Raw genomic sequence first — 23706 nt, 5'->3', positions numbered from 1 at the left:
GGTGAACGCGTTCTGTCAAGTTGCGAAAGGAGATCCCGGTCGCCGCGCTGGTGAAATCGACCGAGGTCAGGCTCGGCGTCGAGTGACCTAGGGCAGCACGCGGCACAGCGCCGCCAGCGCGCCCGACCACGCGCTGGCCGACGGGGTGCTGTAGCCGATCACCAGCGCGTCGCGGTCCGCGGGCGCGTCGGGATGGCGGAACGCGCCGAGCCCGTGCATGGCCAGCCCCTGCCACGCGGACCCTTGCACCACCGCGTCTTCCTCCCCGGACGGGACGTCCACCAGCACCTGCAAACCGGCGGACAGCCCGGTCACCCGCGTGTTCGGCGCGTGTTCGGCCAGTGCCGCGACGAGCTGGTCGCGCCGGCGGCGGTAGTGCAGCCGCATCGCGCGGATGTGCCGGTCGTAGCTACCCGAAGTGATGAATTCGGCCATGGCGAGCTGGTCGAGCACGCCGGAGAACGGGTCGCGGTCGCCCTTGACCTCGGCGGCGGCCCTGGCGATCCGCGGCGGCAGCACCATCCAGCCCAGCCGGAGGCCAGGGGCGAGTGCTTTGCTTGTGGTGCCAAGGTAAATCACGTGCTCCGGGTCGAGTCCCTGTATCGCGCCGACCGGGCTGCGGTCGTAGCGGAACTCGCCGTCGTAGTCGTCCTCCAGTACCAGGCCGCCGGTCCGGCGCGCCCAGTCCACCACCGCGGCGCGGCGGTCCGGATGCAGCGCGACGCCGGTGGGGAACTGGTGCGACGGCGTCAGCAACACCGCGCCGACGTCGGGCAAGTCATCGAGGCGTTCGACCTTCGCGCCGTCGGCGTCCACCGGCAGCTGCGGAGTGTCGAGGCCGACCTTCGCGAGATGTGCGCGATGTACTTGCAGGCCGTATGACTCGACGGCGACTGCTCGCGTTTCACGTTGCTTCAGTACTTCGGCGAGCACGATGAGACTGTGCGACGTACCGGTGCAGAGCATGATCTGGTCCGGGTGTGCGCGTACGCCGCGCGTACGGGCGAGGTACGCGGCTACGGCTTCACGTAGCTCTGGACGGCCGTACGGACCGCCGTAGCCGAACGCGTCGTCTGGCGCGTCGGTCAGGGCGCGGCGCGCGGCTTTAAGCCAGTCTGCGCGGGGGAACGCGGACAGATCGGGCTGGCCGGGGCGTAGGTCGTGCACGATTCGGTGTCGCGAAGCAGGCTTCGGCACGGCCGGTGCGGCCGCGATCTCAGCGCGCGGGGCAACCCGGGTTGCGGCCCCTTGCCGCGCGGTGAGCCAGCCTTCGGCGACGAGTTCCGCATACGCTTGCGCCACGGTGTTCCGGGCGATTCCGAGATCCGCGCCGAGCGTGCGGCTGGACGGCAGTTTCGCGCCCGGGGTGAGCCGTCCGGTGCGGATGGCGTCCCGCAGGGCCTCCATCAGACCGTCGCGCAGGCGAGGCCCGCGCAGGTCGAGGTGGAGGTCTTCACTCAGCGAACTGGCCCACTCCGCGCGCACGGAAATGGACCATAACAGAGTGCCAATCGCTCGTAGGGTCGAAGTTATGACAACGACAGAACGACTTCCGGTGCAACCGCCCCGCCTCAAGATGGCGGAACTGGCGCCCGAGGCCTACAAGACGATGATCCGCCTCGACGCCGCGACCCGGCACGGCCTCGACCCGGCGCTGCGGCAGCTGGTGCTGATCCGGGCGTCGCAGATCAACCACTGCGCCTTCTGCATCGACATGCACTCGAAGGACGCGCTGGCCGCGGGCGAAACGAGCGAGCGCGTCATCCAGCTCTCCGCGTGGGAGGAGTCGAAGCACTTCTACACGGCGAAGGAGGTCGCCGCGCTGGAGCTGACCGAAGCGGTCACCGTGCTCACCGACGGCTTCGTGCCCGACGACGTCTTCGCCCGCGCCGCCGAGCATTTCGAGGACGCCGAACTGGCCCAGCTGATCGCGACGATCACCGTGATCAACGCGTGGAACCGGTTCGCGGTCACGACGCGGATGGTGCCCGGCGAATACGTTCCGGGGAAGCATTGACCTGGTGGTCTGGACCCCTATGTGAGCAGGATCGCGGGACGGCATACCGCCGGTTTGCCCGGCGAAGGGAAAACGGGCGCCCGGGGTTTCGGGTGCCCTTTTCCGGGATTGGTGACTTAACCGATCCAGTGTGATTACTGAGCGTGTTTGGCTGGACTGGTGCATCCAGGGATGGCCAAGTAAGCAGCTGCTTAACTACAAGGTGGGCAATGGTTTGGTGTCTTCTTGACCGCTTGTGACGGCGACTACTGACGGTGAGATTTACCCGCGAGGGTGAGGTTGATTCCGGATGCCGTAGTTAGCGTGGTCGGCGCGATCCAGGGACGGTTTCCCGGATCGCGTCCGCTCTCGCTGAAATGGGGTTCCGTGATGACCCGGGGTGACGCACCGGTGGTCTGGCTGATTGCCGGCACCCGGCCGGAGGCGATCAAAATGGCGCCGGTCGTGCAGGAGTTGCGCCGGTCCGGACGGCTGGACCCGGTGCTCGTCGCGACCGGGCAGCATCCGGAGCTGGTCGACCAGGTGCTCGCCGCGTTCTCGCTGACCCCGGACCTGCGGCTCACCCTGAACCGGGTCGACGGCGGTCAGCCCGAGCTGTTCTCGCAGCTGGTCACCGGCCTCGACGCACTCGCCGCGCAGCGTCCGCCCGCGGCGGTGCTCGTGCAGGGCGACACGACGTCCACTGTGGCCGGTGCGATGGTCGCGTTCTGGCGCAAGATTCCCGTGGTGCACCTGGAAGCCGGGCTGCGATCGTTCGATCTGCAGTCGCCGTTCCCGGAGGAGCTGAACCGGCGGCTGGTCACACAGACCGCGAGCCTGCACCTGGCCCCGACTCCGGCGGCCGCGCAAAACCTGCGTGCCGAGAGCATCGACGACAGTGTCCTCTTGGTTACTGGAAACACTGTGGTGGACGCGATTTCGCGGGTGACGGACCGGGGAGTGTCCTTTGCCGACAGTGCGGTCGGCGACGTGGTCGAGTCGGCGACGCGGGGCGAGTGCCGGTTGGTTCTGGTGACCGCGCACCGCCGGGAGTCCTGGGGCGAGCCGTTGACGCGCATTCTGTCCGCTGTGGACACGCTGCTGGCGCGGCATCCGGACGTTCGCGTGCTGCTGCCGATGCATCCGAACCCGGCTGTGCAAGAGGCGGTGCGCGAAGCGCTGGCTGGCCATCCGCGCGTGGTGCTGACCCCGGCGTTGCCGTATGAGCAGACCGCGGCGGCGATCGCGGCGAGTTCGCTTGTGCTGTCGGATTCCGGTGGCATTCAAGAAGAAGCGCCGACGTTCAAGGTTCCGGTGCTGGTGCTGCGGGACACGACGGAACGGATGGAAGCCGTCAACGCTGGGTGCGCGAAGCTCGTCGGAACGGACGCCGACCTCATTGTGGACACCGCGTCGAAGCTGCTGACCGATCCGGCGCAGCGGGCGGCGATGAGCACGCGCGCCAACCCGTTCGGCGACGGCCGGGCCGCGGAACGCACCGAACAGGCGGTGGCCTGGCTGCTAGGGCTCACCGATGAAGTGCCGGAGCCGTTCGTCCCGGAGCGGGCTGAGGTCGTGCAGTGAACCAACGGTTCCCGGCGTGGTTGCGGCTCGGGATGATTGTCATCGCGGTGGTCAGCCTGGTGGGCGGGATCGTCGTGGTGGTCTCGGACGACGGCTCCGGTTCGGAAGCGGCGTCGCCGATCGAACCGGTGCAGCGGCAGCCGAAGATCGGTCTGGCCGGCCCGGGCGGGCGGGACGACCGGCGCACGTTGGTGCTCTTCGACGACGGGCGGCGGTTGCGGCCGAGTCCGCCTGCGACCCAGGTCGCCGAGGAGGCGCAGGCCAACGCGATCCAGACGGCGAACCTCGTTTCCCGTTCTACTGCTTGGCGAATGCTGCCCGCCGCGGACTACCGGAGCGGCCAGCTGAACGAGTACCAGGCGGTCGTCTACGTCGGCACGGTCTACGACGCGCAGCTCCCGTCCGCATTGCTGGACGACCTGAGCCGGACTCGGCTGCCGGTGGTGTGGATGGGCAGCAACATCTGGCAGCTGTTCGACCACACGCCGGCGCTCGCCGGAAAGTGGGGTTGGACGTGGGCTCCGTTCCGGGAGGACAAAGTCACGACGGTGTCCTATCGGGACACTGACCTGCGGCGAGATCCCAATGCTGGCGTCGACGTCGTGGGCGTGCGGGTGACGTCGCCGGAGGCGAAGGTGCTGGCGCAAGCGAAGTCTGCCGAGGGAGTGTCGTCGCCGTGGGCAGTCCACAGTGGATCGTTCACCTATCTCGCCGAAGTGCCGTATTCGTACGTCGGTGCAGGTGATCGTTATCTGGCGGCTGCGGACATTCTCCTTGGCGCGCTCGCGCCGGAGGCTCCGGCACGTCGACGTGCTCTCGTGCGGATCGAGGACATCGGCCCGCGTACGCCGCCTGCTGAAGTCCGGGCGATCACCGACTATCTCAGCGGGCACGGCGTGCCGTTCTCGCTGGCGGTGTATCCGTATTACGCGGACCCGCATGGTGCGGCGAACGGCGGTAAGCCGACGTTCGCGCGACTGGTGGACAGTCCGGAACTTGTTGCGGCACTGCGCGATGCGGTCGCGCGGGGCGGAACGTTGGTGATGCACGGCTACAGTCACCAGTACAACGAGGCTGACAATCCGTATTCGGGAACCAGCGCTGCGGACTACGAGTTCTATCGCGCGACCGTCGACCACCAGGACAACGTGCGGCTCAGCGGACCGGTGCCGGAGGATTCGCCGGAGTGGTTCCGCGGTCGCGTCGCGACTGGTCTCGCCGAGTTCGACCGGGTCGGGCTGCCTCGGCCGGATGCGTTCGAGTTCCCGCATTACGGCGGGTCCGCTGTGGACTATCAGGAGGCGGGCCGGGTCTTCCCGATGCGGTACGACCGGGGAAGCTACTACGCCGGTCAGTGCGACGGCGGCCACTGTGGACGGACAGACGTGTCTTATCGCGAGGTATACGGCCAGTTCTTCCCGTATCCGGTCCGCGACGTCTACGGGACTGTCGTGGTGCCGGAGAATGTCGGGAACGTGGCTCCGGCCAAGTTCAACCAGCACGCCGCCCGCACCGCCGACGACATCCTGTCCGACGCGAAAACCCATCGCGTGGTGACCGACAGCGTCGTCAGTTTCTACTATCACTCGTTTCTCGGCATCGGCGACCTCCGGAAGGTGGTCGAAGGCATCGAGGGGCTCGGCTATCGCTTCGTGTCCCCGGCCGCCGTCGCTGCTTGAGTTTGTTCTGGAAGGAAAGAAATGTCTGTCACCCGGGTCGCTCCTGCCGTCGTGTCCGCCGCCGCGATCGGTGTCGCGCCGTTCCACGGGGTGCTGTGGTTTGTCCTGTCGGTCGCCGGATTCGTCGCGATGGCGTTCACGGTCCGTTCGGTCCGGCTGCGTGCCAGCGGTTCCCGGGGCCGGCACGCGGCATGACGCAGCCGTGGTGGTTCGTGCTGCTGCTGTGCTGGTGGCCGGTCCACAACCTGGTACTGGCGGCCTTCGCCTGGCGCGCGCCGCGGCCCGCGACTGAACGCGCGTCGCGTCCGTTGCTGTTCTGGATCGTTATTCCGGCGTTGAACGAAGAACGCGTTATCGCCAACACGGTGCGACACGCATTACGGCTGGGAACGCCCGAAACTCCGGTGCGAGTGCTGGTGATCGATGACGGATCTGATGACGCTACGCCAGAGATCGTCGCGGGCATCGCTGATGATCGGTTGCATGTGCTGCGGCGTGACTTGCCTCAGGCACGACGCGGAAAGGGCGAAGCGCTCAACGCGGGTTATCGCTACATCGACGCCATTGCCGAGCAGGAGGGCACGGTTTCCCAGACTGTCGTGGGCATCATCGACGGTGACGGGCGCGGCAGCACGGGGCTGCTCACTGAGGTGGCGGCGATGCTGCGCAGCCGCGGCGTCGGCGCGGTGCAGTGCCGAGTGCGAATCCACAATAGACACCGGTTGCTGGCCTTGTTGCAGGACTTGGAGTTCGGCGCGATCGCGGATGCGTCGCAGTCGTTGCGGGACGTGCTCGGCAGTGTCGGGATGGGCGGCAACGGGCAGTTCACGCGACTGTCCGTGTTGAGGAAGTTCGGGCCGTCTCCGTGGAGTGATTGTCTGGTCGAGGATCTTGAATTGGGCCTGCGGCTGCACCTGGCCGGAGTGCGGATCCGGTACACGCAACGGGCTTGGGTGACCCAGCAGGGGTTGGAAGACGCGCGCCGCCTGCTGCGGCAGCGGACCCGGTGGGCGCAAGGGAATCTGCAGTGTTCACGGCATTTGCGCAGTCTTGCGACCTCTCGATTCATTGCCGGGACCGGATTGTTCGACTTCCTGGTCTATCTGGTCGTGCCGTGGCTGACTGTTCCGCTGTCGTTGATCGCCGCGGCATTGCTGGTGATCGTGCCTGCGGCGTTGCTGACCGGAAACACGTTCGGCGGGTTGGTCGCGGAGACCGGAAACCTGGCGCAGGCGGTGGTGTGGTGGCTGGCTGCCCTGCTGCTGCCCGGGATCATGTGGGCGATCGTCTACTTTGTCCGGTTGCGCGACGAACCCCTGCATCGGGCGTTGCTGGCCGGGTTGTGCTATCCGGCGTTCCTGTTGCTCGGCGTGCTGGCGACGTGGCGGGCGGTGTTCCGGATCGTCTTGAAGCGGAACGTATGGGCGAAAACGGAAAGGCTGGCAGAGTTGCCAGCCTGACCGTCCTCAGAGAGTGCGCAGCAGCCGCACGGGGTTTTCGATGCAGTCGGCGACGAAGCGGAGGAATCCGCCTGCGGTGCCGCCGTCGCAGACGCGGTGGTCGAACGCCAGCGTCAGTTCGGTGATCTTGCGCGCGGTGACTTGACCGTCCACAATCCACGGCCGGTCGATGATGCGGCCGACGCCGAGGATCGCCACCTCCGGGTAGTTGATGATGGCGGCCGAACCGTCCACTCCGAACACGCCGTAGTTGTTCACGGTGAACGTGCCGCCGGTGAGGTCGGCCGGGGCGAGGCGTCCGGCGCGCGCCTGTTCGGTGCGGTCGGCGAGTGCGGCGGAGAGGTCTTCCAGGGTGTGCTGGTGCGCGTTCTGGACGACCGGGACGACCAGACCGCGGTCGGTCTGCGCGGCGAATCCGAGGTGCACGGCGGACGGGATGACGATCTCGTCGCCTTCCAGATGCGCGTTCAGTTCGGGGAACCGGCGCAGTCCCGCGACGGCGAACCGGCCGATGAGCGCGAGCAGGCTGATCTTCGGGGCGTGCGGATCGCTGTTGAGCGCGGTGCGCAACCGCAGCAGTTCGGTCGCGTCGACATCCACCCAGACGGTCGCCTCGGGGATCTCGCGGCGGGAGCGGGTGAGTTTGTCGGCGACGGTTTTGCGCAGGCCGCGTAGGGGGATTCGCTGCTCGTCCGAGGTGGGGACTGCTGGGGTTTCGGTGGCGGCGATCGCGCGTTCGACGTCGGCGCGGCTCACGATGCCGTCGGTGCCGGTTCCGGTGAGCGCGTGAAGGTCTACTCCGGACTCGCGGGCGAGGCGACGGACTAGCGGCGACACGACACGAATGCGGTCCGAAGTGGACTTCGGTGCTGGAGCCGGTGCGGTCGCGGGGGCCTTGGTGCCGCGCGGCCGCCGCGTGCGCCGAGTGCGGGTTTGGCTGGTGCCGTATCCGATCAGGACGTTCCCGCTGCCCTCCGGCGTCACGACGCCGGGTTCGGTGAAGTCCGCGGCACTGTCCACTGTGATCAACGGGCTGCCGACGGTCAGTACTTCGCCAGCTGCTCCGTGCAGCGTCGCGACTCTGCCCGCGAACGGCACCGGCACCTCGACGCTCGCCTTCGCGGTCTCGACCTCTACGACGGTCTGGTCCACGGTGACGGTGTCGCCGACCGCGACGTGCCACGCGACGATCTCCGCCTCGGTCAGGCCTTCGCCGAGGTCCGGCAGTTTGAAGACGGCCATCACTTCTCCCCGTCGAGCGGTGCCGCGTCGTCCCACTGGAGGCGTTCGATCGCGTCCAGGATCCGGTCGACGCCCGGCAGGTGGTGCTGTTCCAGATTCGGTGCGGGATAAGGAATGTCGAATCCGGCGACGCGCAGGACCGGCGCTTCCAGGTAATGGAAACAGTGCTCGGAAAGCTGCGCGGCGACTTCGGCGCCGTAACCGCAGAATCGGCTCGCCTCGTGCACCACGATCGCGCGACCGGTGCGCCGCACGGACGCGGCGACGGTCTCCAGATCGAATGGCGCGAGGCTGCGAAGATCGATTACCTCGGCGTCGTAGCCTTCTTCGGCGGCCGCTTCGGCAGCTTCGAGCGTGGTGCCGAGTGCGCCGCCGTAGGAAATGAGGGTGACGTCGCTGCCTGCGCGGCGAATCACCGCTTTGTCGAGACCGGGCGAACGGCGTTGCGGGTCAACGGTTCCCTTTTCCCAATACCGGCGCTTGGGTTCCAGGAAAATGACCGGGTCCGGGCTGTCGATCGCTTCGCGGAGCAGGGTGTAGGCGTCGTCCGGCGTGGCCGGGGTGACGACGCGCAGGCCGGCCGTGTGCGTGTAGTAGACCTCGGACGAGTCGCAGTGGTGCTCGACGCCGCCGATGCCGCCGCCGTAGGGCACGCGGATCACCACGGGCAGTTCGACCTGGCCCTTGGTGCGGTTGCGGAGTTTGGCGAGGTGGCTGGTGATCTGCTCGAACGCGGGGTAGGCGAACGCGTCGAACTGCATCTCGATCACCGGGCGCAGGCCGTTCATCGCCATCCCGATCGCGGTGCCGACGATGCCCGATTCGGCGAGCGGCGAGTCGAAGACGCGAGCGTCGCCGAAGCGCGCGGCGAGTCCGTCGGTGACGCGGAAGACGCCGCCGAGAGTGCCGACGTCCTCGCCGAAGACGAGCACGCGTTCGTCCTCGGCCAGTGCGTCGGCGAGCGCGCGGTTGAGTGCCCCGGCGAGGGACAGCGTCGTGTCGAGAGTCGCGGTCATGCCTGGTCCTCGGTGTTCTCGTGCGCCAGTTCGGCGGCCTGCTGGCGCAACGCGGCGGTCGGCTCGGCGTAGACGTGCCGGAAGAGGTCCGCCGGGTCGAGCTCGGTGTCGACGTTCATCCGCTCGCGCAGCGCCGCTGCTTCCTCTTCGGCGCGCGCGTCGATCTCCTGCTGCACCTTGTCGTCGAGGAGGCCACGGTCGGTGAGGTACTGCTTGAGGCGGCTGATCGGGTCGCGCGTGAGCCACTGCTCCACTTCGGCCTTCTCGCGGTAACGCGTCGCGTCGTCGGCGTTGGTGTGCGACTCCATGCGATAGGTGACAGCTTCGATGAGCGTCGGTCCTTCGCCAGCCGCGGCGCGTGCGACAGCCTGCTCGACGACAGCGTGTACGGCGGCAGCGTCGTTGCCGTCAACGAGCACGGAGGGCATGCCGTAGCCGACGCCCTTGTACGCGAGCGAAGGTGCGGCGGTCTGCTTCTCGAGCGGGACGCTGATGGCGTAGCCGTTGTTCTGTACGAGGAAGACCACCGGCGCCTTCCAGACAGCGGCGAAGTTCAGCGCTTCGTGCGTGTCGCCTTCACTGGTGGCACCGTCGCCGACGAGAACGAGCGAGACCGTGTCCTCGCCCTTCACACGCGCCGCGTGCGCGAAGCCGACCGCGTGCAGCGTGTTGGTGGCGAGAGGCGTGCACTGCGGGGCGACGTTGGCGCGGTACGGGTCGTAGCCGCAGTGCCAGTCGCCGCGCAGCAGCGTGAGCACCTCGACCGGGTCGACGCCGCGCGCGACGACGGCCATCGAGTCGCGGTAGGTGGGGAAAAGCCAGTCCTGCGGACGAAGCGCGAGGATCGAGCCGATCTCGGCGGCCTCCTGTCCGCGTGCCGACGGGTACACCGCGAGCCGGCCCTGTTTGGTGAGCGCGGTGGCCTGGGTGTCGAAGCGGCGTCCGGAAACCATGCCGCGGTAGAGGCGGAGGAGGACGTCGTCCGCGGGCATCGCGAGCGCCGGGTCGGGCGCGGGCGTGCCGTCGGCGGTCACGAGGCCGAGCGGCTCGTCGCTGGGCAGGAAACAGGACGCGGCAGTGCGTTCCGTAGTGGTCACCGACAGCTCCCATCGACAAAGACGAGTAGGCCCTGATACTCGCTGTCAGGCGATCAGGGATCCAGACTTGACGGAGAACTGTGGAATGATGGCCTGGCTGACGGGTAGTGATTGGACGATTGGCTTGCGAGGTGGCGCGGATGTCCCAGCCGGGTGGACAAATGGCAGCGGCGCTGGACGAGGTCGACCTGAAACTCATCGCCGAACTGAAGAAAGACGGCCGTGCCTCGATGCGCGCCCTCGCCGAACGCGCGCATATTTCGCGGGCAGGTTGCTACACGCGGGTTGAGCGGCTGCACCGCGAGGGCGTGATCACGGGGTACGCGGCGGTCACCGATCCGCGCCGGATGGGGCAGGGCCTGGCGGCGTACGTGTACTTGAAGGTCACGCAGAACTCGTGGCGCACGGTGAGCGCGGAGCTCAAGCACATCCCGGAAATCGAACACGGCGGCCTGGTGTCCGGGGACAACGACCTGATCCTGTTCGTGCGGACTCGCGACGCGGACAGCCTGCGGGACTTGGTGTTCGAACGGTTGCAGAACATGCCGGACGTGCTCTCGACGCACACCGTGCTGGTCTTCGACGAGCTGTGAGCCTCCGTCAGGCCGGTTTCACCAGGTAGACGGCGAGTTGGTAGACCCCGGTGGCTTCGAACGGCATCGGCGTGCGGCGGTACCCAGCGCGTTCGTAGAGGGCGATGTTGCGCTCGCTGGACGCGCCGGTGAAGAGGACGAACTGCTTCGTCTCCGGCGGGGCGTGCCGCTCGGCGTGCTCGAGGAGGAGCCGCCCGAGGCCGCGCCCGGCGAGATCGGGCGCGACCATCAAACGGCCGATCTCCCAGCCGCCGTCCTCGACGGTGCGGGCGCGGACCGCCCCGACGAGCCGGTGTCCCTGCCGGACGATCCAGCTGCGCCAGGTCTTGATCGCCTCGCGGACCTCGGCGAGGTCCTCCCTCAGCGCGGGATGCTCCAGGGTGTTGTTGAGCAGGGCTTCCTGCACCCAGCAACACCGCTGGAGCACCATCAGCTCGGCGGCGTCGTCGGGGGTCGCGGGGAGCAGGGTCGCGCCGGGGAGGGTTTCGAGGTCCACCTGTTCTGTTCTAGCACCGGTTCAGGGGAGTCGGGGTTCACGAGCCAAGAACGAACTCCGTGCCGAACGGATCCTTGATGGTCACCATGCGTCCGTAGGGGCTGTCCTGTGCCTCGACGACCTCGCCGCCGTGCTTGACCGCCCGTGCGCCTGCCGCGTCGGCGTCGGTGGCGAGGAGCAGGGTGCCCCATGCCGGTGCCGTGGCGGACGGGTCGCCGAAGACGCCGCCGATTTCGTGGCCGTCCGGGCGGCGGAGGAAGGTGAAATCGACGCCGGGCAGGTCGTCGTTGCCGTCGAGGGTGAAGGCGAAGACTTCGCAGTAGAAGTCGCGTGCTGGTTTGGGGGCTGGCGTGACGAGGTCGTTGCGCAGCAGAGCGCTGGGTTCGTTGACGAGCCGGGCACCGGGGAGTTCGCGGCCTTGCCAGAGCCCGAACCGCGCGCCGGTCGGATCTTCCGCGACGGCGATGCGGGCATGCTCTTCGTCGTCGTGGGGTTGGTCGAGGAGCTTGCCTCCCGCAGTGGTGACGGTTTTGGCGGTGCTGTCGCAGTCGTCGGTCGCGAAGTAGACGGTCCAGGCTGGTCGCGGGTCGGTTCCTTGGCGCAGGCCAGCGACGGGGAGGTCACGCAGCAGGAAGTGGCCGCCGTCGAAGGTCCAGCCGAGGACAGCGCCGTAGAAGCGTTGCGCGCGGTCCAGGTCTGGTACGGAGAGGTCGATCCACGTCGGGGTGCCGAGCGGCTGGTTGCGGTCAACGGTGCTCATCGGGGTCCCTTCGTCGGTGATGGCGGCGACGCTAGGGCCGATCGCGGACAGCTGCGGTCCTCGGCCGCTCACCATGTGGGAGGCAGTGGCCGGGCCCGGCCCGGGGCACGCATTCTGGACGGGCACCCGGATCTGGAATGGCAGGCGAGAATGAGCACGTCCCCGCTCGAAAACCCCGCTTGGGCCGCGTTGAGCGGCCCGCACGCTTCGTTCGCGGAGCAGAAGGGGCAAGTGCTGCGGTATCCGGTGGATGTCTCTCCGTTCCTCGCCGTGCCGGACCATCCGGACGAACACGTGTGGCACGACATCGCCGACCTCGTCGGACCGGGCGCGTCGACGGTCGTGGTCGGGAAGGTCGGGACGCCGCCGCCCGCGGGCTGGACGGTGGAGTCCGAGATCGCCGGTGTGCAGATGGACGGTTCGGCCGCCCCCGCTGCCGCCGACCCGGAAGCGGTGCGGCTGACCGAGGCGGACGTGCCGGAAATGCTCGACCTGGTGTCGCGCACGAAGCCCGGCCCGTTCCTGCCCCGGACGATCGCCCTGGGCGCCTACCTGGGCATCCGCCGTGACGGTGCACTGGTGGCGATGGCGGGCGAGCGGCTGCACGTGCCGGGATGGACCGAGATCAGCGCGGTGTGCACCGACCCGGCGTTCCAAGGGCAGGGCTTGGCGGCCCGGCTGGTACTCGCGGTGGCCGCGGGGATCCGGGAGCGCGGCGAGTTGCCGTTCCTCCACGCGGCCGGGACGAATACCGGCGCGATCCGGTTGTACGAGAAGCTGGGGTTCCGGCTTGCTCGCGGGATTCAGTTCGGCGTTTACCGGGCTCCCTCGCTGTAGTCGGCGGTTCCGGCGGGCGGTGCAGTTGGTCGCGGTGGCCGACCTGCACCAGGTTGGCGTGCGTGACGCCAGCCATCGCTGACGGCTCTTCGGCGAAGGCTCCTTTCGGCCTAGGCGCGGACCTGACTGTCCATTGTGGATCTAGGGGGAGTTAGGGGTCGTTGCGCGCGGTGGGCGCGGTTACCGTGGGTCGGCGAAGAAGGATCCGTGGCCGGGTCGTCCCGGCGCAGACGTCGGAAAGGCGGTGGGACGACATGACGGGTAGCGCGAATTCCGACGAGGACAGCTGGTTTCGCCGCTTCCACACGTCGCCCGAGGCGAAGGCAAGGCTGGTGTGCTTGCCGCACGCCGGAGGTTCGGCTCCGTTCTACTTCCCGGTTTCGCGGGCGCTCACGCCGGACATCGAGGTGCTGGCGGTGCAGTACCCGGGCCGCCAGGACCGGCGGCACGAACCGTTCCTGACCACCGTCGACGCGCTGGCCGACCGGATCGCCGAGCTGCTGCGCGGCCGCGACGACCTGCCGCTCGCGCTGTTCGGGCACAGCATGGGCGCGATGATCGCCTTCGAAGTGACCCGGCGGCTGGAGGCCGCGGGCACCGAGGTGCACACGCTATTCGTTTCCGGACGCCGGGCCCCGACGCGGCTTCGCAACGAGAACGTGCACACCCGCACTGACGACGGCGTGATAAACGAACTGCGCCGGCTGAGCGGCACCGAAATGGACCTGCTCGGCGACGACGACGTCGTGCGGATGATCCTTCCCGTGGTGCGCAACGACTATCGCGCCGTGGAGACCTACCAGTACCAGCCGGGTACGCCGCTGGCCGCCCCGGTGGTCGCGTTCACCGGCACCGCCGACCCGGTCGCCTCGGTGGACGAGGTCCGGTCGTGGAGCGAGCACACTTCGGCGGGCTTCGAGCTGGTCCCGCTCGCCGGCGGGCACTTCTTCCTGACCCGGCACCAGGACGTGATTCTCCAGCACTTGACCGATCGGCTTGTCGACAAGGGGCGTGCACATGTCTGAGGCACTGGCGGTCGGATTCGACAGCAAGCTCGAGGAACTGCGGGAGATCAAGGAGGCCGCGCGCCGCGGTCCGGACGACGCCGCGACCGCTCGGCAGCACGACCGCGGCAAGCTGACCGCGCACGAACGCATCGAACTGCTTCTCGACCCAGGTTCGTTCACCGAGATCGAGTCCTTGCGCCGGCACCGCGCGACGGCTTTCGGCCTCGAACACCGCAAACCGTACTCGGACGGAGTGGTGTGCGGCTGGGGAACGGTGTACGGACGCACGGTTTTCGTGTACGCCCACGACTTCCGCATTTTCGGCGGCGCGCTCGGCGAGGCGCACGCGCAGAAGATCCACAAGGTGATGGACCTCGCCGCGACGGCCGGTGCTCCGCTGGTGTCGCTGAACGATGGGGCCGGTGCGCGGATTCAGGAGGGCGTGACGGCGCTCGCCGGGTACGGCGGGATTTTCCAGCGCAACACCCGGTCTTCGGGAGTCATCCCGCAGATCTCGGTGATGCTCGGCCCGTGCGCGGGCGGTGCCGCTTATTCGCCCGCGTTGACGGATTTCGTTTTCATGGTGCGCGAAACCTCGCAGATGTTCATCACCGGCCCGGACGTGGTGCACGCGGTGACCGGCGAGGAGATCACCCAGAACGGTCTCGGCGGCGCGGACGTGCACGCCTCGACGTCGGGGGTCGCCGCGTTCGTTTACGACGACGAACCCAGCTGTCTCGAGGACGTGCGGTACCTGATTTCGTTGCTGCCGTCCAACAACAACGAGGTGCCACCGGTGGAGCCGACGGCCGATCCGGTGGATCGCCGCACGGACAAGCTGCTTGAGGTGGTGCCGACGGACGCGGCCCGCGCGTACGACATGTGTGCGGTGATCGAGGAAATCGTCGACGACGGCGAGTTTCTCCAGGTGCACGCCGGTTGGGCGACGAACGTAGTGTGCGCCTTGGCGCGCCTCGACGGGCACGTGGTCGGGATCGTGGCGAACCAGCCGGCGACGCTCGCCGGGGTGCTCGACATCGAGGCGAGCGAGAAGGCCGCGCGGTTCGTGCAAACCTGCGACGCGTTCAACATTCCGCTGGTGACGCTGGTCGACGTGCCGGGTTTCCTGCCCGGGGTGGACCAGGAACACGGCGGCATCATCCGGCACGGCGCGAAGCTGCTGTACTCCTACTGCAACGCGACGGTGCCGCGAGTGCAGGTGATCCTGCGGAAGGCCTACGGCGGCGCGTACATCGTGATGGACTCGCGGTCGATCGGCGCGGACGTTTCGCTCGCGTGGCCGACTAACGAGATCGCGGTGATGGGTGCGGAGGGCGCGGCGAACGTGATCTTCCGGCGCGAGATCAACGCTGCCGACGACCCGGAGGCGGTGCGGCGGCAGAAGATCAAGGAGTACAAGACCGAGCTGATGCATCCGTACTACGCGGCTGAACGCGGACTGGTCGACGACGTGATCGAGCCCGGCCGGACGCGGGAGATGCTGATCCGGTCGCTGTCGATGTTGCGGGCCAAGCACGCCGACGTTCCGGCGCGCAAGCACGGGAACCCGCCGATGTGATGGCGGCCCGGGTCGCGCGGTTAGGGACGGGGGATGTGATGGGGGCGGCGGAGTTGGAGGTTCTTGCCTCGGTTGGCGAGTCGGACGGTGCGCGGAGTGGGGCCGGCGGGGTGCCGGGTGGTGCTGGGTCGGCTGCTGGGACGCGCGGTGAATGGTGCGAGGGGACGGCAGGAGACGCAGGTGTGGCCAGGACGAGGCTTCCTGCGGTGTCGCGGGGAGCTGCTGCCTCGGGGGTTGCTTCTGCGCGTGATGAGCGGCGTGATTCGCTGGCGGCAGCTGCGGATGTGGCTGCCGGGGAGCGTGGTGGACGGCGTGATGCGGTGGCAGCTGCCGCGGGTGTGGCTGGCGGGGAAGCTGCTGGAGAGCACGGTGAACGGCGTGATGCGGTGGCAGCGCCTGTGGGCGTGGCTGACGGGGAAGCTGTTGGGCTGCGTGGTGGACGGCGTGCTGCGGTGGCAGCTGCCGCGGGCGTGGGTGACCGGGAAGCTGATGGAGAGCACGGTGAACAGCGCGCCGCGGCGGTAGTGCCCGCAGTACGTGTGGTGCGTGGGAATCCGGATGACGTGGAAGTGGCTGCGTTGATGGTGGCGTTGGCCGCTGTCGGTCAGGCTGCGGGGGCTGGGTGCGCGGAAATTGCTGTGCCGTCACCTCGGCGACCGTTGGCAAGGTTTGTTCCGGCGACGAGCTGGCGGGCGCGGTAGCTCGGCTCGTCCAGGGCATGAGGGAGCGGGGCCCGTATCGGCGTAGGGCGATGCGGGCTTTTCGCAGTGCCGCGGTTCCGGCTTGGGTGGCCGCGCGGAATGCGGGTCTTCGAAACAGTCGACTCGGGCGAAGAGCCAGTCTCGAAGGCATGAGTGATCGGCGGCGGGTGGCAGAAGTGCGCGTGGCGGCAGCGCCCGCACCGGCAGTGCGAGTGCCAGAAGCCTTGCGCCACAACAGAATGACTACCTCGTCCACAACGGACGACAGGGGAACGGGTCCAAGATCCATATCCCCAAGTTACCGCCGCCAGTCGAACATCTGCACGGTATCGATCCGGTGAATCAGGCGTGCACTGCGGTGCTGTCCAGGTAGGTCAGGACGGCGCGGATGCGGCGGTTCTGGTCCCGGCTGGCTTCCAGGCCGAGCTTCGCGAAGATGTTGCTGATGTGGTTTTCCACTGCTCCCTGAGTCACCACCAAGGCCTTGGCGATGGCCGTGTTCGACAGGCCTTGTGCCATCTGGGCCAGCACCTCGGTTTCGCGCGCCGTCAACGCCTCCAACGGATCCCGGCTGCGGGAAAGCATTTGGGCGACCACGTCCGGGTCGATGGCTGAGCCGCCGTCGGCGACGCGGCGGACTGCTTCCAGGAAGTCCGCTACGTCGGCGACTCGTTCCTTCAGCAGGTAGCCGACGCCGGAGGTGCCTTCCGCGATCAGGTCTACCGCATAGCTTCCTTCGACGTACTGCGAGACCACCAGCACCGGCAGGCCGGGGATTTCCTTGCGGGCGGCCAAAGCCGCGCGCAGGCCCTCGTCGGTGAAGGTCGGGGGCATGCGGACGTCGGCGATCACCAGGTCGGGGCGGTGGTCTCGGATGGCCACCAGCAGATCGTCGCCGTTGTCGACCGCGGCGGCGGTTTCGATGCCTACGTCCGCGAGCAGGCTTTGCACCCCGGCGCGCAACAGTACCGAGTCTTCCGCGATCACGACGCGCATTTTTCTTGCCTCCACAACAGGATTCACCAGCGGACGGGCAGATCGGCCCGCACGACGGTGGGGCCGCCGGCGGGGCTGACGACGGTGAGCACGCCGTCGATCGTGGCGGCGCGGTCGGCCAATCCGGCCAAGCCGCCGCCGGGGCGCATCGACGCGCCGCCGTGGCCGTTGTCGGTGATCTCGACGACCACGGTGTCGTCGTCGCGGGTCACTCGCACGGACGCGCGGTCGGCGCCGGAATGTTTGGTCACGTTGGTGAGCGTTTCGCTCACGATGAAATAAGTGGTCGTCTCGACAGGTGCGGGCGGACGGGGTTGTACGGTAACCTCGACCTCAATAGGGATAGGCATTCTTGCGGTAAGAGAAGACAACGCTGCGTCCAGGCCGCGATCCTGGAGCACCGGCGGGTAGATGCCGCGCGCGAGGTCACGCAACTCCGAGACAGCGAGTTTGGCGTCGGCGTGCGCGGCTCCGATGAGTTCGCGGACCGCGGTCGGGTCGTCGAGATCGAGTTTGAGCTGGGCGCGGCCCAGGCTCATCGCGACGGACACCAGCCGCTGCTGCGCGCCGTCGTGCAGGTCTCGTTCGATCCGGCGTCGTTCGGCCTCCACCGCGTCGACTCCGCGCGCTCGCGAGTTCTGCAGCTGCTGCGTGCGCGCTTCCAGTTGCGCGGTGCGGTTCGGGCCGAGGAACGACGTCGCCAGTTCGCCGTGCACGGCCCCGATGCGCGGTGCCACGAAAATACCGAAAGGAGGTACTGCGATGGATACGACGCCCGCCACGAATTCCACGATGCCCAACGGAAAAGCGATGAGCACGAACGCGAACTCGTGCCAGGTGGCGGCGTCGAGCAACCGCGCCTGCCATACGGCGAGCATGCCCGGTCCGGCTGGCTGCCGGCGGACCGGTTCGGCGACGGTGACGCCGAGCATCTGGCGTGCCCAGCGTCGTTCGAAGGCGCAATACGAACGCATCAGCGAGGTCGCGACCAGCAGGACAGGGATGCCGATCCAGAGCATCGTCGTCGCGACGCCGACCAGCATGGTCACCAGGATCAGCACGAACGCGACGAGCCGGACCGGGAGGCTCAGCACGAGAAACCCGATCGCCCGCATGGTCGGCGGCCGCGTCACGGGCATAGCGCCATCCGTTCCAGTTCCGGTACGAGGTCGTCGAGAGTGGGTGTCGCGAGCATCTCGTCGCGCACCTCGTGCGCACATTCGCGAAAGGACGGTTCTTCCAGCAATCGGCACACTCCCGCCCGGACCCTCGAAGGGGTTGCGTTCTCGAGGTCCACCAGCAAACCGTTGCCGCGCTTCGCCTGCGCAACCGCTGAGCAGCGTTCGCTCCACGTGGTGCCTGGGATGACCAGCTGCGGGACGCCGTTGACTGCCGCGTTGCTGATCGTCGCGCCGTCGCCTTGGTGCACAACAGCGGAGCACGTGGCGAGGAGTTCGTTCATCGGCGCGGAATCGACCGCACGGACGTTGTCCGGGATCGCGTGCACGGACGCGAGCTGGCTTGCGTCCGCCCTGGCGATTACCTCGATGTCGAGGTCGGCGAGGCCGTCCAGCAGGTCTCCGATGGAGGGCTCCTCGATACCGGGGGTCTGGCAGTCCGAGCTGCCGAGAGTGAGCAGCACCCGCGGCCGTGTCGGTTGCTCCAGCATCCACGAGGGGAAGGGCATCGGCTTGTCCTGCGGCACGAACTGGGCCGGGAGGTAGTCGACGTCCACGCCGTCGTACCGCAGATACGACGGATGGCAGTCGATGGTCCGCACGCCGTAGCGCAGGGTTTCGTCGTAGTCCGCGCCGAATCGGCCGACCGCGGCGGACATCCACGTCACGAACGGGTCCGGCGACGTGCCGGAAGTGTTTTCGGGGCGGCTGGCTCCGCGATCGCGGTACTGCGCGCCGAGGCGGGCGGTCTGGTCGGCGGCGTCGATCATCCGCAGGTGCGGCACCCCGAGCGCGTGCGCGACGATCGGCGCGGCGTAGACCACCGGGTCCCACACCACGAGGTCCGGCTGCCAGTGGCGCGCGAAGAGCACGAGTTCGTCGAGCAGCGAGTCCGGCGTGGTCCAGCGGAACACGTCGACCCAATGCTCGTACACGTTGCGCACGTACTCGTCGGTGTAGCACTCGGGACGGCTTTCGGAGATCCGGAAGTCGCCCTGCCTCGCGGTGTTGCCGTCCACCTGGAGCCTGCGGTGCCGGGCGAGGTCGAGCTCGTCGCCGAACCACATGGCGTTCAGCCCGGTCTCGGCGAACGACGCGACCTCGCGCGGGTTGCGCTGCCCGACGAAGCGCACCTCGTGCCCGGCCGCGGCCAGCGCCCAGCCGACCGGAGCCATGCTGTACACGCGTGCCCTCGTCGGGAGGACCATCAGCATCACGCGCATCGCGGCGGCTCCCGGGATTCGTAGGTGCGGCGGGACAACGGAAACGGTAGGGCCGGGTCACCGCCCCGCCCACCCGGTAGGGGACCCCTGAATCCGGCGCGGGGAACGCGGATTTGGCTCGGCTTTAGATGCCCCTTAGGGGCTGGTGGCGCGCGGGCTCCGGCGGATAGACAGGTAACCGGATCCGGCCGCGCTGCGCCGGAGAAGGACGAGGGAGGCGAACGAGGTGATGAGCATGGCCGTGGCGCCCACCGCGAAAGGCTGGGTCCCGTTCGGCGAGCACCGCACCTGGTACCGGGTCACCGGGCAACCGGGAGGGGCGGCTCCCGCCGTGGTCGTGGTGCACGGCGGACCGGGCAGCACCCACGACTACCTGCTGAGCCTGACCGAGCTCGCCGAGCACGGATTCCCGGTCGTGCACTACGACCAGCTCGGCAGCGGCGGATCGAGCAGGCTGCCGGACGCCGACCCCGGGTTCTGGAATCCGGAGCTGTTCGGCGACGAGCTGGACAACCTGGTGCACCGGCTCGGCATCGAGGACAACTACGTCCTCTATGGACAGTCCTGGGGCGGGCTGGTCGTCGCGCGGCACGCCGCGGAACGCCCGGACGGCCTGCGCGGGCTGGTGATCGCCAACTCGCCCGCGTCGTACGAGCTGTGGCGCAGCGAAATGGACCGGCTGCGCGCGCTGCTCCCGCCCGGCGTCGACGAGGGCCTGCGGGCGCACGAAGCGGCCGGCACGACGGACACGCAGGAGTACTTCGACCTCATGCGCGTCTTCTACGACCGGCACGTCTGCCGCGTGCTGCCGTGGCCCGCCGACTATCTCGCGTCGTTCATGGAGATGGCCGACAACAACACCGTCTACTCGGTGATGAACGGCCCGAGCGAGTTCACCGTCACCGGCACGCTCGCGGACTACTCGGTGATCGACCGCCTCGACGACATCGAGGCGCCGACCCTGCTCATCTCCGGCGCGCACGACGAGGCCACCCCGGCCACCGTGCAGCCGTACTACGACCGGATCCACGACGTGCGCTGGGAGATCCTCCCGGAATCAAGCCACGTCCCCCATCTCGAGGAACCGCAGCGGTTCCGCGAAATCCTGCTGGGATTCCTGCAGGAAGTCCATTCCCCCGCCGAAAGAGAGGTCGCCAGTCATGGATGACGCCAGCCAGGCCGGATCGGCGGTCGTGTTCCCCGGGATGAGCCCGTGCCGGTTCGTCGACTTCGGCAAGTTCCTGCTCATCAACCCGTTCGCGCGCAGGCTCATCAAGGACGCCGACGACCGGCTGGGCTATTCGCTGGTCGACCGCTTCCGCGAGGCCGAGGGCGACTACTCCGAGTACGCCCAGGTCGGGTTCATGCTCACCTGCGTCGCGCTCGCCGAATGGGCCGAACAGGAGTACGGGATGAGCCCGGACTACTGCACCGGCCCGAGTTTCGGGGAGAAGCCGGCCAGCGTGTACGCCGGTTCGCTGACTTTCCCGGACGCGGTGTGGATGACCGCGAAGCTCGCGCAGTGCCTCGACGAGTTCTTCGCGACCGAGCACACCGACGTCGTCACGCACTCGTTCGTCCGCACGCCGGAAGAGAAACTGCGCGACGCGCTGACCGAACTGGACGGGCGCGGCGAATGGTCGGACATCTCCTGCTACATCGACCACGACTTCTACATGGTCTCGGTGCGGGAGCGGAACCTCGACTGGCTCAAGCAGACCGTGCGGGGCATGGGCGGGCTGTCGCTGTACACGATGCGTCCTCCGCTGCATTCGCGCGCGTTCGGCGCGTTGCGGCGCAAGGCCGAGGACGAGGTGCTCGGCGGCCTCGACTTCCATGATCCCCTCCTTCCGATCATCGCCGACCAGGACGGTTCGGTGCTGCGGACCGGCGAGCAGGTCCGCACGATGCTGCTGGACAGCATCGTCGAGCCGCTGCGCTGGCCGGACGTCGTCTCGTCGCTCGAACAGCTCGGCGTGCGCAAGCTGTGGGTGGCCGGGCCGGACACGCTGTTCGGCCGTGTCCGCGCCACCACCAGCCGGTTCGAGGTGACCACGGTGAACCCGCGGCTCGCGCTGCAGCCGCGGCGGCGCGGCGCGGGTCCCTCGCGGGTCAGCTAGCCGGCTGCAGCTTCGACAGCGTCGTCCAGAGGCGTCCGGGGTTCTCGAACGTCTCCAGGTTCAGCGCGTCGTCGGAGAACCGGACGTTGTACTTCTCCTCCAGCACCGCCAGCAGTTCCACCGTGGCGAGCGAGTCGAGGCCGTATTCCTTGAGCGGGGTCTCGGCGGTCAGCGCCTCGTCGGCGGGCAGGAACGGAAGGTACGGGCGGAGGGCTTCGTCGAAAGAGCTGTCCCACATGGCTACTCCGGTGGCTGGGTCGGGCACTTCACCGGGCAGGGAAACCGACCGCCCGGTTCGGTTTTGAACCTTACCTCGCGCCGCCGCTTCCGGGCGACGCACCGGCACCCCTATTACCGATCCGGCCGAAAGCCGCCCGACCCCCGACCCGGCACGGAACCGTTGCCGCGAAGCCACGAGGCCGTGACTGTGGTCGGGTCAGCAGCGATCGGCACAGCAACGCGGAGGACCACGATGGACACGACGACCACCTCGGGACTGCATGCGCGGTTTCTGCGCGGGCTGGCCCGTTCCGAGTCCCGGCCGGCGGTCAGCGTCGGCGGGCAGACGCTGACCTACGGCGAACTGCACGAGCGCGCGTTGCTGTGGGGCGGCGCGCTGGCGGAGTCCGGCGCCCGCACGGTAGGGGTGCTGGCCGGCAAGGGCGTCACCGCCTACGCCGGGATTCTGGCCGGGTTGTACGCGGGGGCGACGGTCGTCCCGCTGCGGCCGGACTTCCCGGCGGCCCGGACCGCGCAGATGGTCGAGGCGGCGGAGGTGGACGCGCTCATCGCCGACGAACGCGGCCTGACCGTGGCTCCGCCGGTGAAGACGCTGCTGGCTCCGGAGGCCGGTCTGAAGGGATTGCTTCAGCCGAAAACCGCGCTCAGCGAGCCCGTGGCCGTGCGGCCGGAGGACTCCGCGTACATCCTGTTCACCTCGGGCTCCACGGGTCGGCCGAAGGGCGTCCGGATCGGCCACGGCTCCACCGAGCACTACTTCGGCCTGCTCGACGCGCGGTACGACTTCGCCCCGGACGACGTCTTCTCCCAGACGTTCGACCTGAATTTCGACTGCGCCATGTTCGATCTCTTCTGCGCGTGGGGCGCGGGCGCGGAAGCGGTGGTCCTGCCGGGAGCTGCGTACCGGAATGTGCCGGCGTTTGTGGAGGAGCGCGGCCTCACCGTGTGGTTCTCCACGCCGAGCGCGATCGATCTGGTGCGTCGCACCGGACGGCTCACCCCAGATGCGATGCCCGGTCTGAGGTGGAGCTTCTTCGCCGGGGAAGCATTGACCGTCCGCGACACCGCGGACTGGCGGGCGGCGGCGGGCAACTCCGTGACCGAGAACCTCTACGGGCCTACGGAGCTCACCATCACCGTTGCCGGGTACCGGTGGGACGACGAGGAAACTCCGCGGATCGCGGTGAACGGCGTGGTGCCGATCGGCGCGGTGCACGAGGGGCACGAGTACGTGCTCATCGACGAGAACGAGGCGGGAGAGGGCGAGCTCGCCATCGCCGGACCGCAGTTGACGCCGGGCTACCTCGATCCGGCCGATGAGCAGGGCCGGTTCCTCGACCGAGACGGACAGCGGTTCTACCGCACTGGCGACCGGGTGCGGCGGCTCGGCGGGGACGACCTGGCGTACCTGGGGCGGCTTGACTCGCAGGTGCAGGTGCTCGGCTGGCGCGTGGAGCTCACCGAGGTGGAGCACGCGCTGGAGACGTGCGGGGTGCAGGCGGTGGCGCTCGGCGTCCAAGGGGACAGCGGGACGGAGCTGTTCGTCTTCTACACCGGTCCGCGGCGGCCGGTGATCGAGCTGGTGCGGGCGCTGCGGGCGGTGCTGCCCGAGGGCGTGATCCCGCGGCGGTACGAGCACGTCGAGGAGTTCCCGTTGAATTCCAACCGGAAGATCGACCGGAAGACGCTCGCCGCGCGGGCCGCGGAGCTGCTGAGTCCGGTCCCCGCCTAGTCGTTCGTGAAGGGGCTCCTTGAGGGAATTCGGATTCCCTCAAGGAGCCCTTCGTGTTGTCCGGGTCGGACCGGCAGAGTGCCAGCTAGGGGCCGTTAGGGGTGTGGATCACCGGCTGCGCGCGGATAACTTTCTCCGACGTCGGGGAGCGATCCCGCGCAGGCACGGTG

24 protein-coding genes are annotated in these 23706 nt (G+C 68.4%); 14 read left to right on the top strand and 10 right to left on the bottom strand.

The window, feature by feature from the left end:
* Positions 1 to 87: 87 nt before the first annotated feature.
* Positions 88 to 1485, bottom strand: a complete 1398-nt coding sequence (gene pdxR, locus DMP23_RS08485; protein ID WP_337820694.1) for a MocR-like pyridoxine biosynthesis transcription factor PdxR — start codon at positions 1483 to 1485, stop codon at positions 88 to 90.
* Positions 1486 to 1531: 46 nt separating this feature from the next.
* Between pdxR and DMP23_RS08480 the strand changes: the two genes are divergently transcribed.
* From DMP23_RS08480 to DMP23_RS08460, 5 genes are all read left to right on the top strand, one after another.
* Entirely contained in the window at positions 1532 to 2017 is a 486-nt protein-coding gene (locus tag DMP23_RS08480) for a carboxymuconolactone decarboxylase family protein (RefSeq protein WP_037810590.1), read from the top strand.
* 369 nt (positions 2018 to 2386) lie between these two features.
* Positions 2387 to 3580, top strand: a complete 1194-nt coding sequence (wecB, locus tag DMP23_RS08475) for a non-hydrolyzing UDP-N-acetylglucosamine 2-epimerase (RefSeq protein WP_337820693.1) — start codon at positions 2387 to 2389, stop codon at positions 3578 to 3580.
* Positions 3577 to 5259: a DUF2334 domain-containing protein gene (locus tag DMP23_RS08470; RefSeq protein WP_337820692.1), complete on the top strand. Its 1683-nt coding sequence runs from the start codon at positions 3577 to 3579 to the stop codon at positions 5257 to 5259. Before wecB ends, DMP23_RS08470 begins: the two co-directional genes overlap by 4 nt.
* 21 nt (positions 5260 to 5280) lie before the next feature.
* A complete protein-coding gene (locus tag DMP23_RS08465) occupies positions 5281 to 5454 on the top strand; it encodes a hypothetical protein (protein WP_167754176.1) in 174 nt (57 codons plus the stop codon).
* Entirely contained in the window at positions 5451 to 6719 is a 1269-nt protein-coding gene (locus DMP23_RS08460; RefSeq protein WP_337820691.1) for a glycosyltransferase family 2 protein, read from the top strand. The genes DMP23_RS08465 and DMP23_RS08460 overlap by 4 nt, the downstream gene beginning before the upstream one ends.
* Before the next feature lie 6 nt (positions 6720 to 6725).
* Here DMP23_RS08460 and DMP23_RS08455 read toward each other — a convergent pair whose 3' ends face one another.
* The 3 genes from DMP23_RS08455 to pdhA are packed head-to-tail and all read right to left on the bottom strand — an operon-like array spanning position 6726 to position 10074.
* Entirely contained in the window at positions 6726 to 7961 is a 1236-nt protein-coding gene (locus tag DMP23_RS08455) for a dihydrolipoamide acetyltransferase family protein (RefSeq protein WP_337820690.1), read from the bottom strand.
* Positions 7961 to 8977, bottom strand: coding sequence for an alpha-ketoacid dehydrogenase subunit beta (locus DMP23_RS08450; RefSeq protein WP_337820689.1), 1017 nt, complete (start codon positions 8975 to 8977; stop codon positions 7961 to 7963). Before DMP23_RS08450 ends, DMP23_RS08455 begins: the two co-directional genes overlap by 1 nt.
* A complete protein-coding gene (pdhA, locus tag DMP23_RS08445) occupies positions 8974 to 10074 on the bottom strand; it encodes a pyruvate dehydrogenase (acetyl-transferring) E1 component subunit alpha (RefSeq protein WP_134667403.1) in 1101 nt (366 codons plus the stop codon). Before pdhA ends, DMP23_RS08450 begins: the two co-directional genes overlap by 4 nt.
* Before the next feature lie 161 nt (positions 10075 to 10235).
* Between pdhA and DMP23_RS08440 the strand changes: the two genes are divergently transcribed.
* A complete protein-coding gene (locus DMP23_RS08440; protein ID WP_037715277.1) occupies positions 10236 to 10667 on the top strand; it encodes an Lrp/AsnC family transcriptional regulator in 432 nt (143 codons plus the stop codon).
* 7 nt (positions 10668 to 10674) lie between these two features.
* On the opposite strand, the gene DMP23_RS08435 is transcribed toward DMP23_RS08440, so the two are convergent.
* Positions 10675 to 11163, bottom strand: coding sequence for a GNAT family N-acetyltransferase (locus DMP23_RS08435; RefSeq protein ID WP_106961461.1), 489 nt, complete (start codon positions 11161 to 11163; stop codon positions 10675 to 10677).
* A gap of 37 nt (positions 11164 to 11200) precedes the next feature.
* Positions 11201 to 11923, bottom strand: coding sequence for a VOC family protein (locus DMP23_RS08430; RefSeq protein WP_337820688.1), 723 nt, complete (start codon positions 11921 to 11923; stop codon positions 11201 to 11203).
* Positions 11924 to 12073: 150 nt separating this feature from the next.
* Here DMP23_RS08430 and DMP23_RS08425 point away from each other — a divergent pair, with 150 nt between their 5' ends.
* From DMP23_RS08425 to DMP23_RS08405, 5 genes are all read left to right on the top strand, one after another.
* Positions 12074 to 12760, top strand: coding sequence for a GNAT family N-acetyltransferase (locus DMP23_RS08425; RefSeq protein ID WP_337820687.1), 687 nt, complete (start codon positions 12074 to 12076; stop codon positions 12758 to 12760).
* 254 nt (positions 12761 to 13014) lie between these two features.
* A complete protein-coding gene (locus tag DMP23_RS08420) occupies positions 13015 to 13785 on the top strand; it encodes a thioesterase II family protein (protein ID WP_337820686.1) in 771 nt (256 codons plus the stop codon).
* A complete protein-coding gene (locus tag DMP23_RS08415; RefSeq protein WP_037810580.1) occupies positions 13778 to 15346 on the top strand; it encodes an acyl-CoA carboxylase subunit beta in 1569 nt (522 codons plus the stop codon). The genes DMP23_RS08420 and DMP23_RS08415 overlap by 8 nt, the downstream gene beginning before the upstream one ends.
* Positions 15347 to 15595: 249 nt before the next feature.
* Positions 15596 to 15871: a hypothetical protein gene (locus DMP23_RS08410; protein WP_337824512.1), complete on the top strand. Its 276-nt coding sequence runs from the start codon at positions 15596 to 15598 to the stop codon at positions 15869 to 15871.
* Positions 15799 to 16047 carry an acyl-CoA carboxylase epsilon subunit gene (locus DMP23_RS08405; protein WP_337820685.1) on the top strand — a complete coding sequence of 83 codons (249 nt, stop codon included), beginning with the start codon at positions 15799 to 15801 and terminating at the stop codon, positions 16045 to 16047. Before DMP23_RS08410 ends, DMP23_RS08405 begins: the two co-directional genes overlap by 73 nt.
* 342 nt (positions 16048 to 16389) lie before the next feature.
* Here DMP23_RS08405 and DMP23_RS08400 read toward each other — a convergent pair whose 3' ends face one another.
* From DMP23_RS08400 to DMP23_RS08390, 3 genes are read right to left on the bottom strand one after another with little or no spacing between them, the layout of a single operon-like run.
* Complete coding sequence (locus tag DMP23_RS08400) at positions 16390 to 17043, bottom strand: response regulator transcription factor (protein ID WP_037810579.1); 654 nt, start codon at positions 17041 to 17043, stop codon at positions 16390 to 16392.
* A 23-nt stretch (positions 17044 to 17066) separates the two neighbouring features.
* Positions 17067 to 18182, bottom strand: coding sequence for a sensor histidine kinase (locus DMP23_RS08395; protein WP_337820684.1), 1116 nt, complete (start codon positions 18180 to 18182; stop codon positions 17067 to 17069).
* Complete coding sequence (locus DMP23_RS08390; RefSeq protein WP_337820683.1) at positions 18173 to 19444, bottom strand: nucleotide disphospho-sugar-binding domain-containing protein; 1272 nt, start codon at positions 19442 to 19444, stop codon at positions 18173 to 18175. The genes DMP23_RS08395 and DMP23_RS08390 overlap by 10 nt, the downstream gene beginning before the upstream one ends.
* Positions 19445 to 19679: 235 nt before the next feature.
* Here DMP23_RS08390 and DMP23_RS08385 point away from each other — a divergent pair, with 235 nt between their 5' ends.
* Entirely contained in the window at positions 19680 to 20612 is a 933-nt protein-coding gene (locus DMP23_RS08385) for a proline iminopeptidase-family hydrolase (RefSeq protein ID WP_043836789.1), read from the top strand.
* The gene (locus tag DMP23_RS08380) at positions 20605 to 21564 is read left to right on the top strand and encodes an ACP S-malonyltransferase (protein ID WP_037810575.1); all 960 of its coding nucleotides are present in this window, start codon (positions 20605 to 20607) and stop codon (positions 21562 to 21564) included. Before DMP23_RS08385 ends, DMP23_RS08380 begins: the two co-directional genes overlap by 8 nt.
* Here DMP23_RS08380 and DMP23_RS08375 read toward each other — a convergent pair.
* Positions 21557 to 21802, bottom strand: a complete 246-nt coding sequence (locus DMP23_RS08375) for a phosphopantetheine-binding protein (RefSeq protein WP_037810574.1) — start codon at positions 21800 to 21802, stop codon at positions 21557 to 21559. The two genes, DMP23_RS08380 and DMP23_RS08375, sit on opposite strands and share 8 nt — an antisense overlap.
* A 234-nt stretch (positions 21803 to 22036) precedes the next feature.
* Here DMP23_RS08375 and DMP23_RS08370 point away from each other — a divergent pair, with 234 nt between their 5' ends.
* Positions 22037 to 23536, top strand: a complete 1500-nt coding sequence (locus DMP23_RS08370) for an AMP-binding protein (protein ID WP_337820682.1) — start codon at positions 22037 to 22039, stop codon at positions 23534 to 23536.
* Positions 23537 to 23706: the final 170 nt, after the last annotated feature.

Origin of the sequence: Amycolatopsis sp. A1MSW2902, assembly GCF_017312175.1 — a bacterium.
In the GTDB taxonomy this organism is placed as follows: Bacteria; Actinomycetota; Actinomycetes; order Mycobacteriales; family Pseudonocardiaceae; genus Amycolatopsis; species Amycolatopsis nivea.
This window is presented reverse-complemented; position numbering and strand designations above follow the sequence as displayed.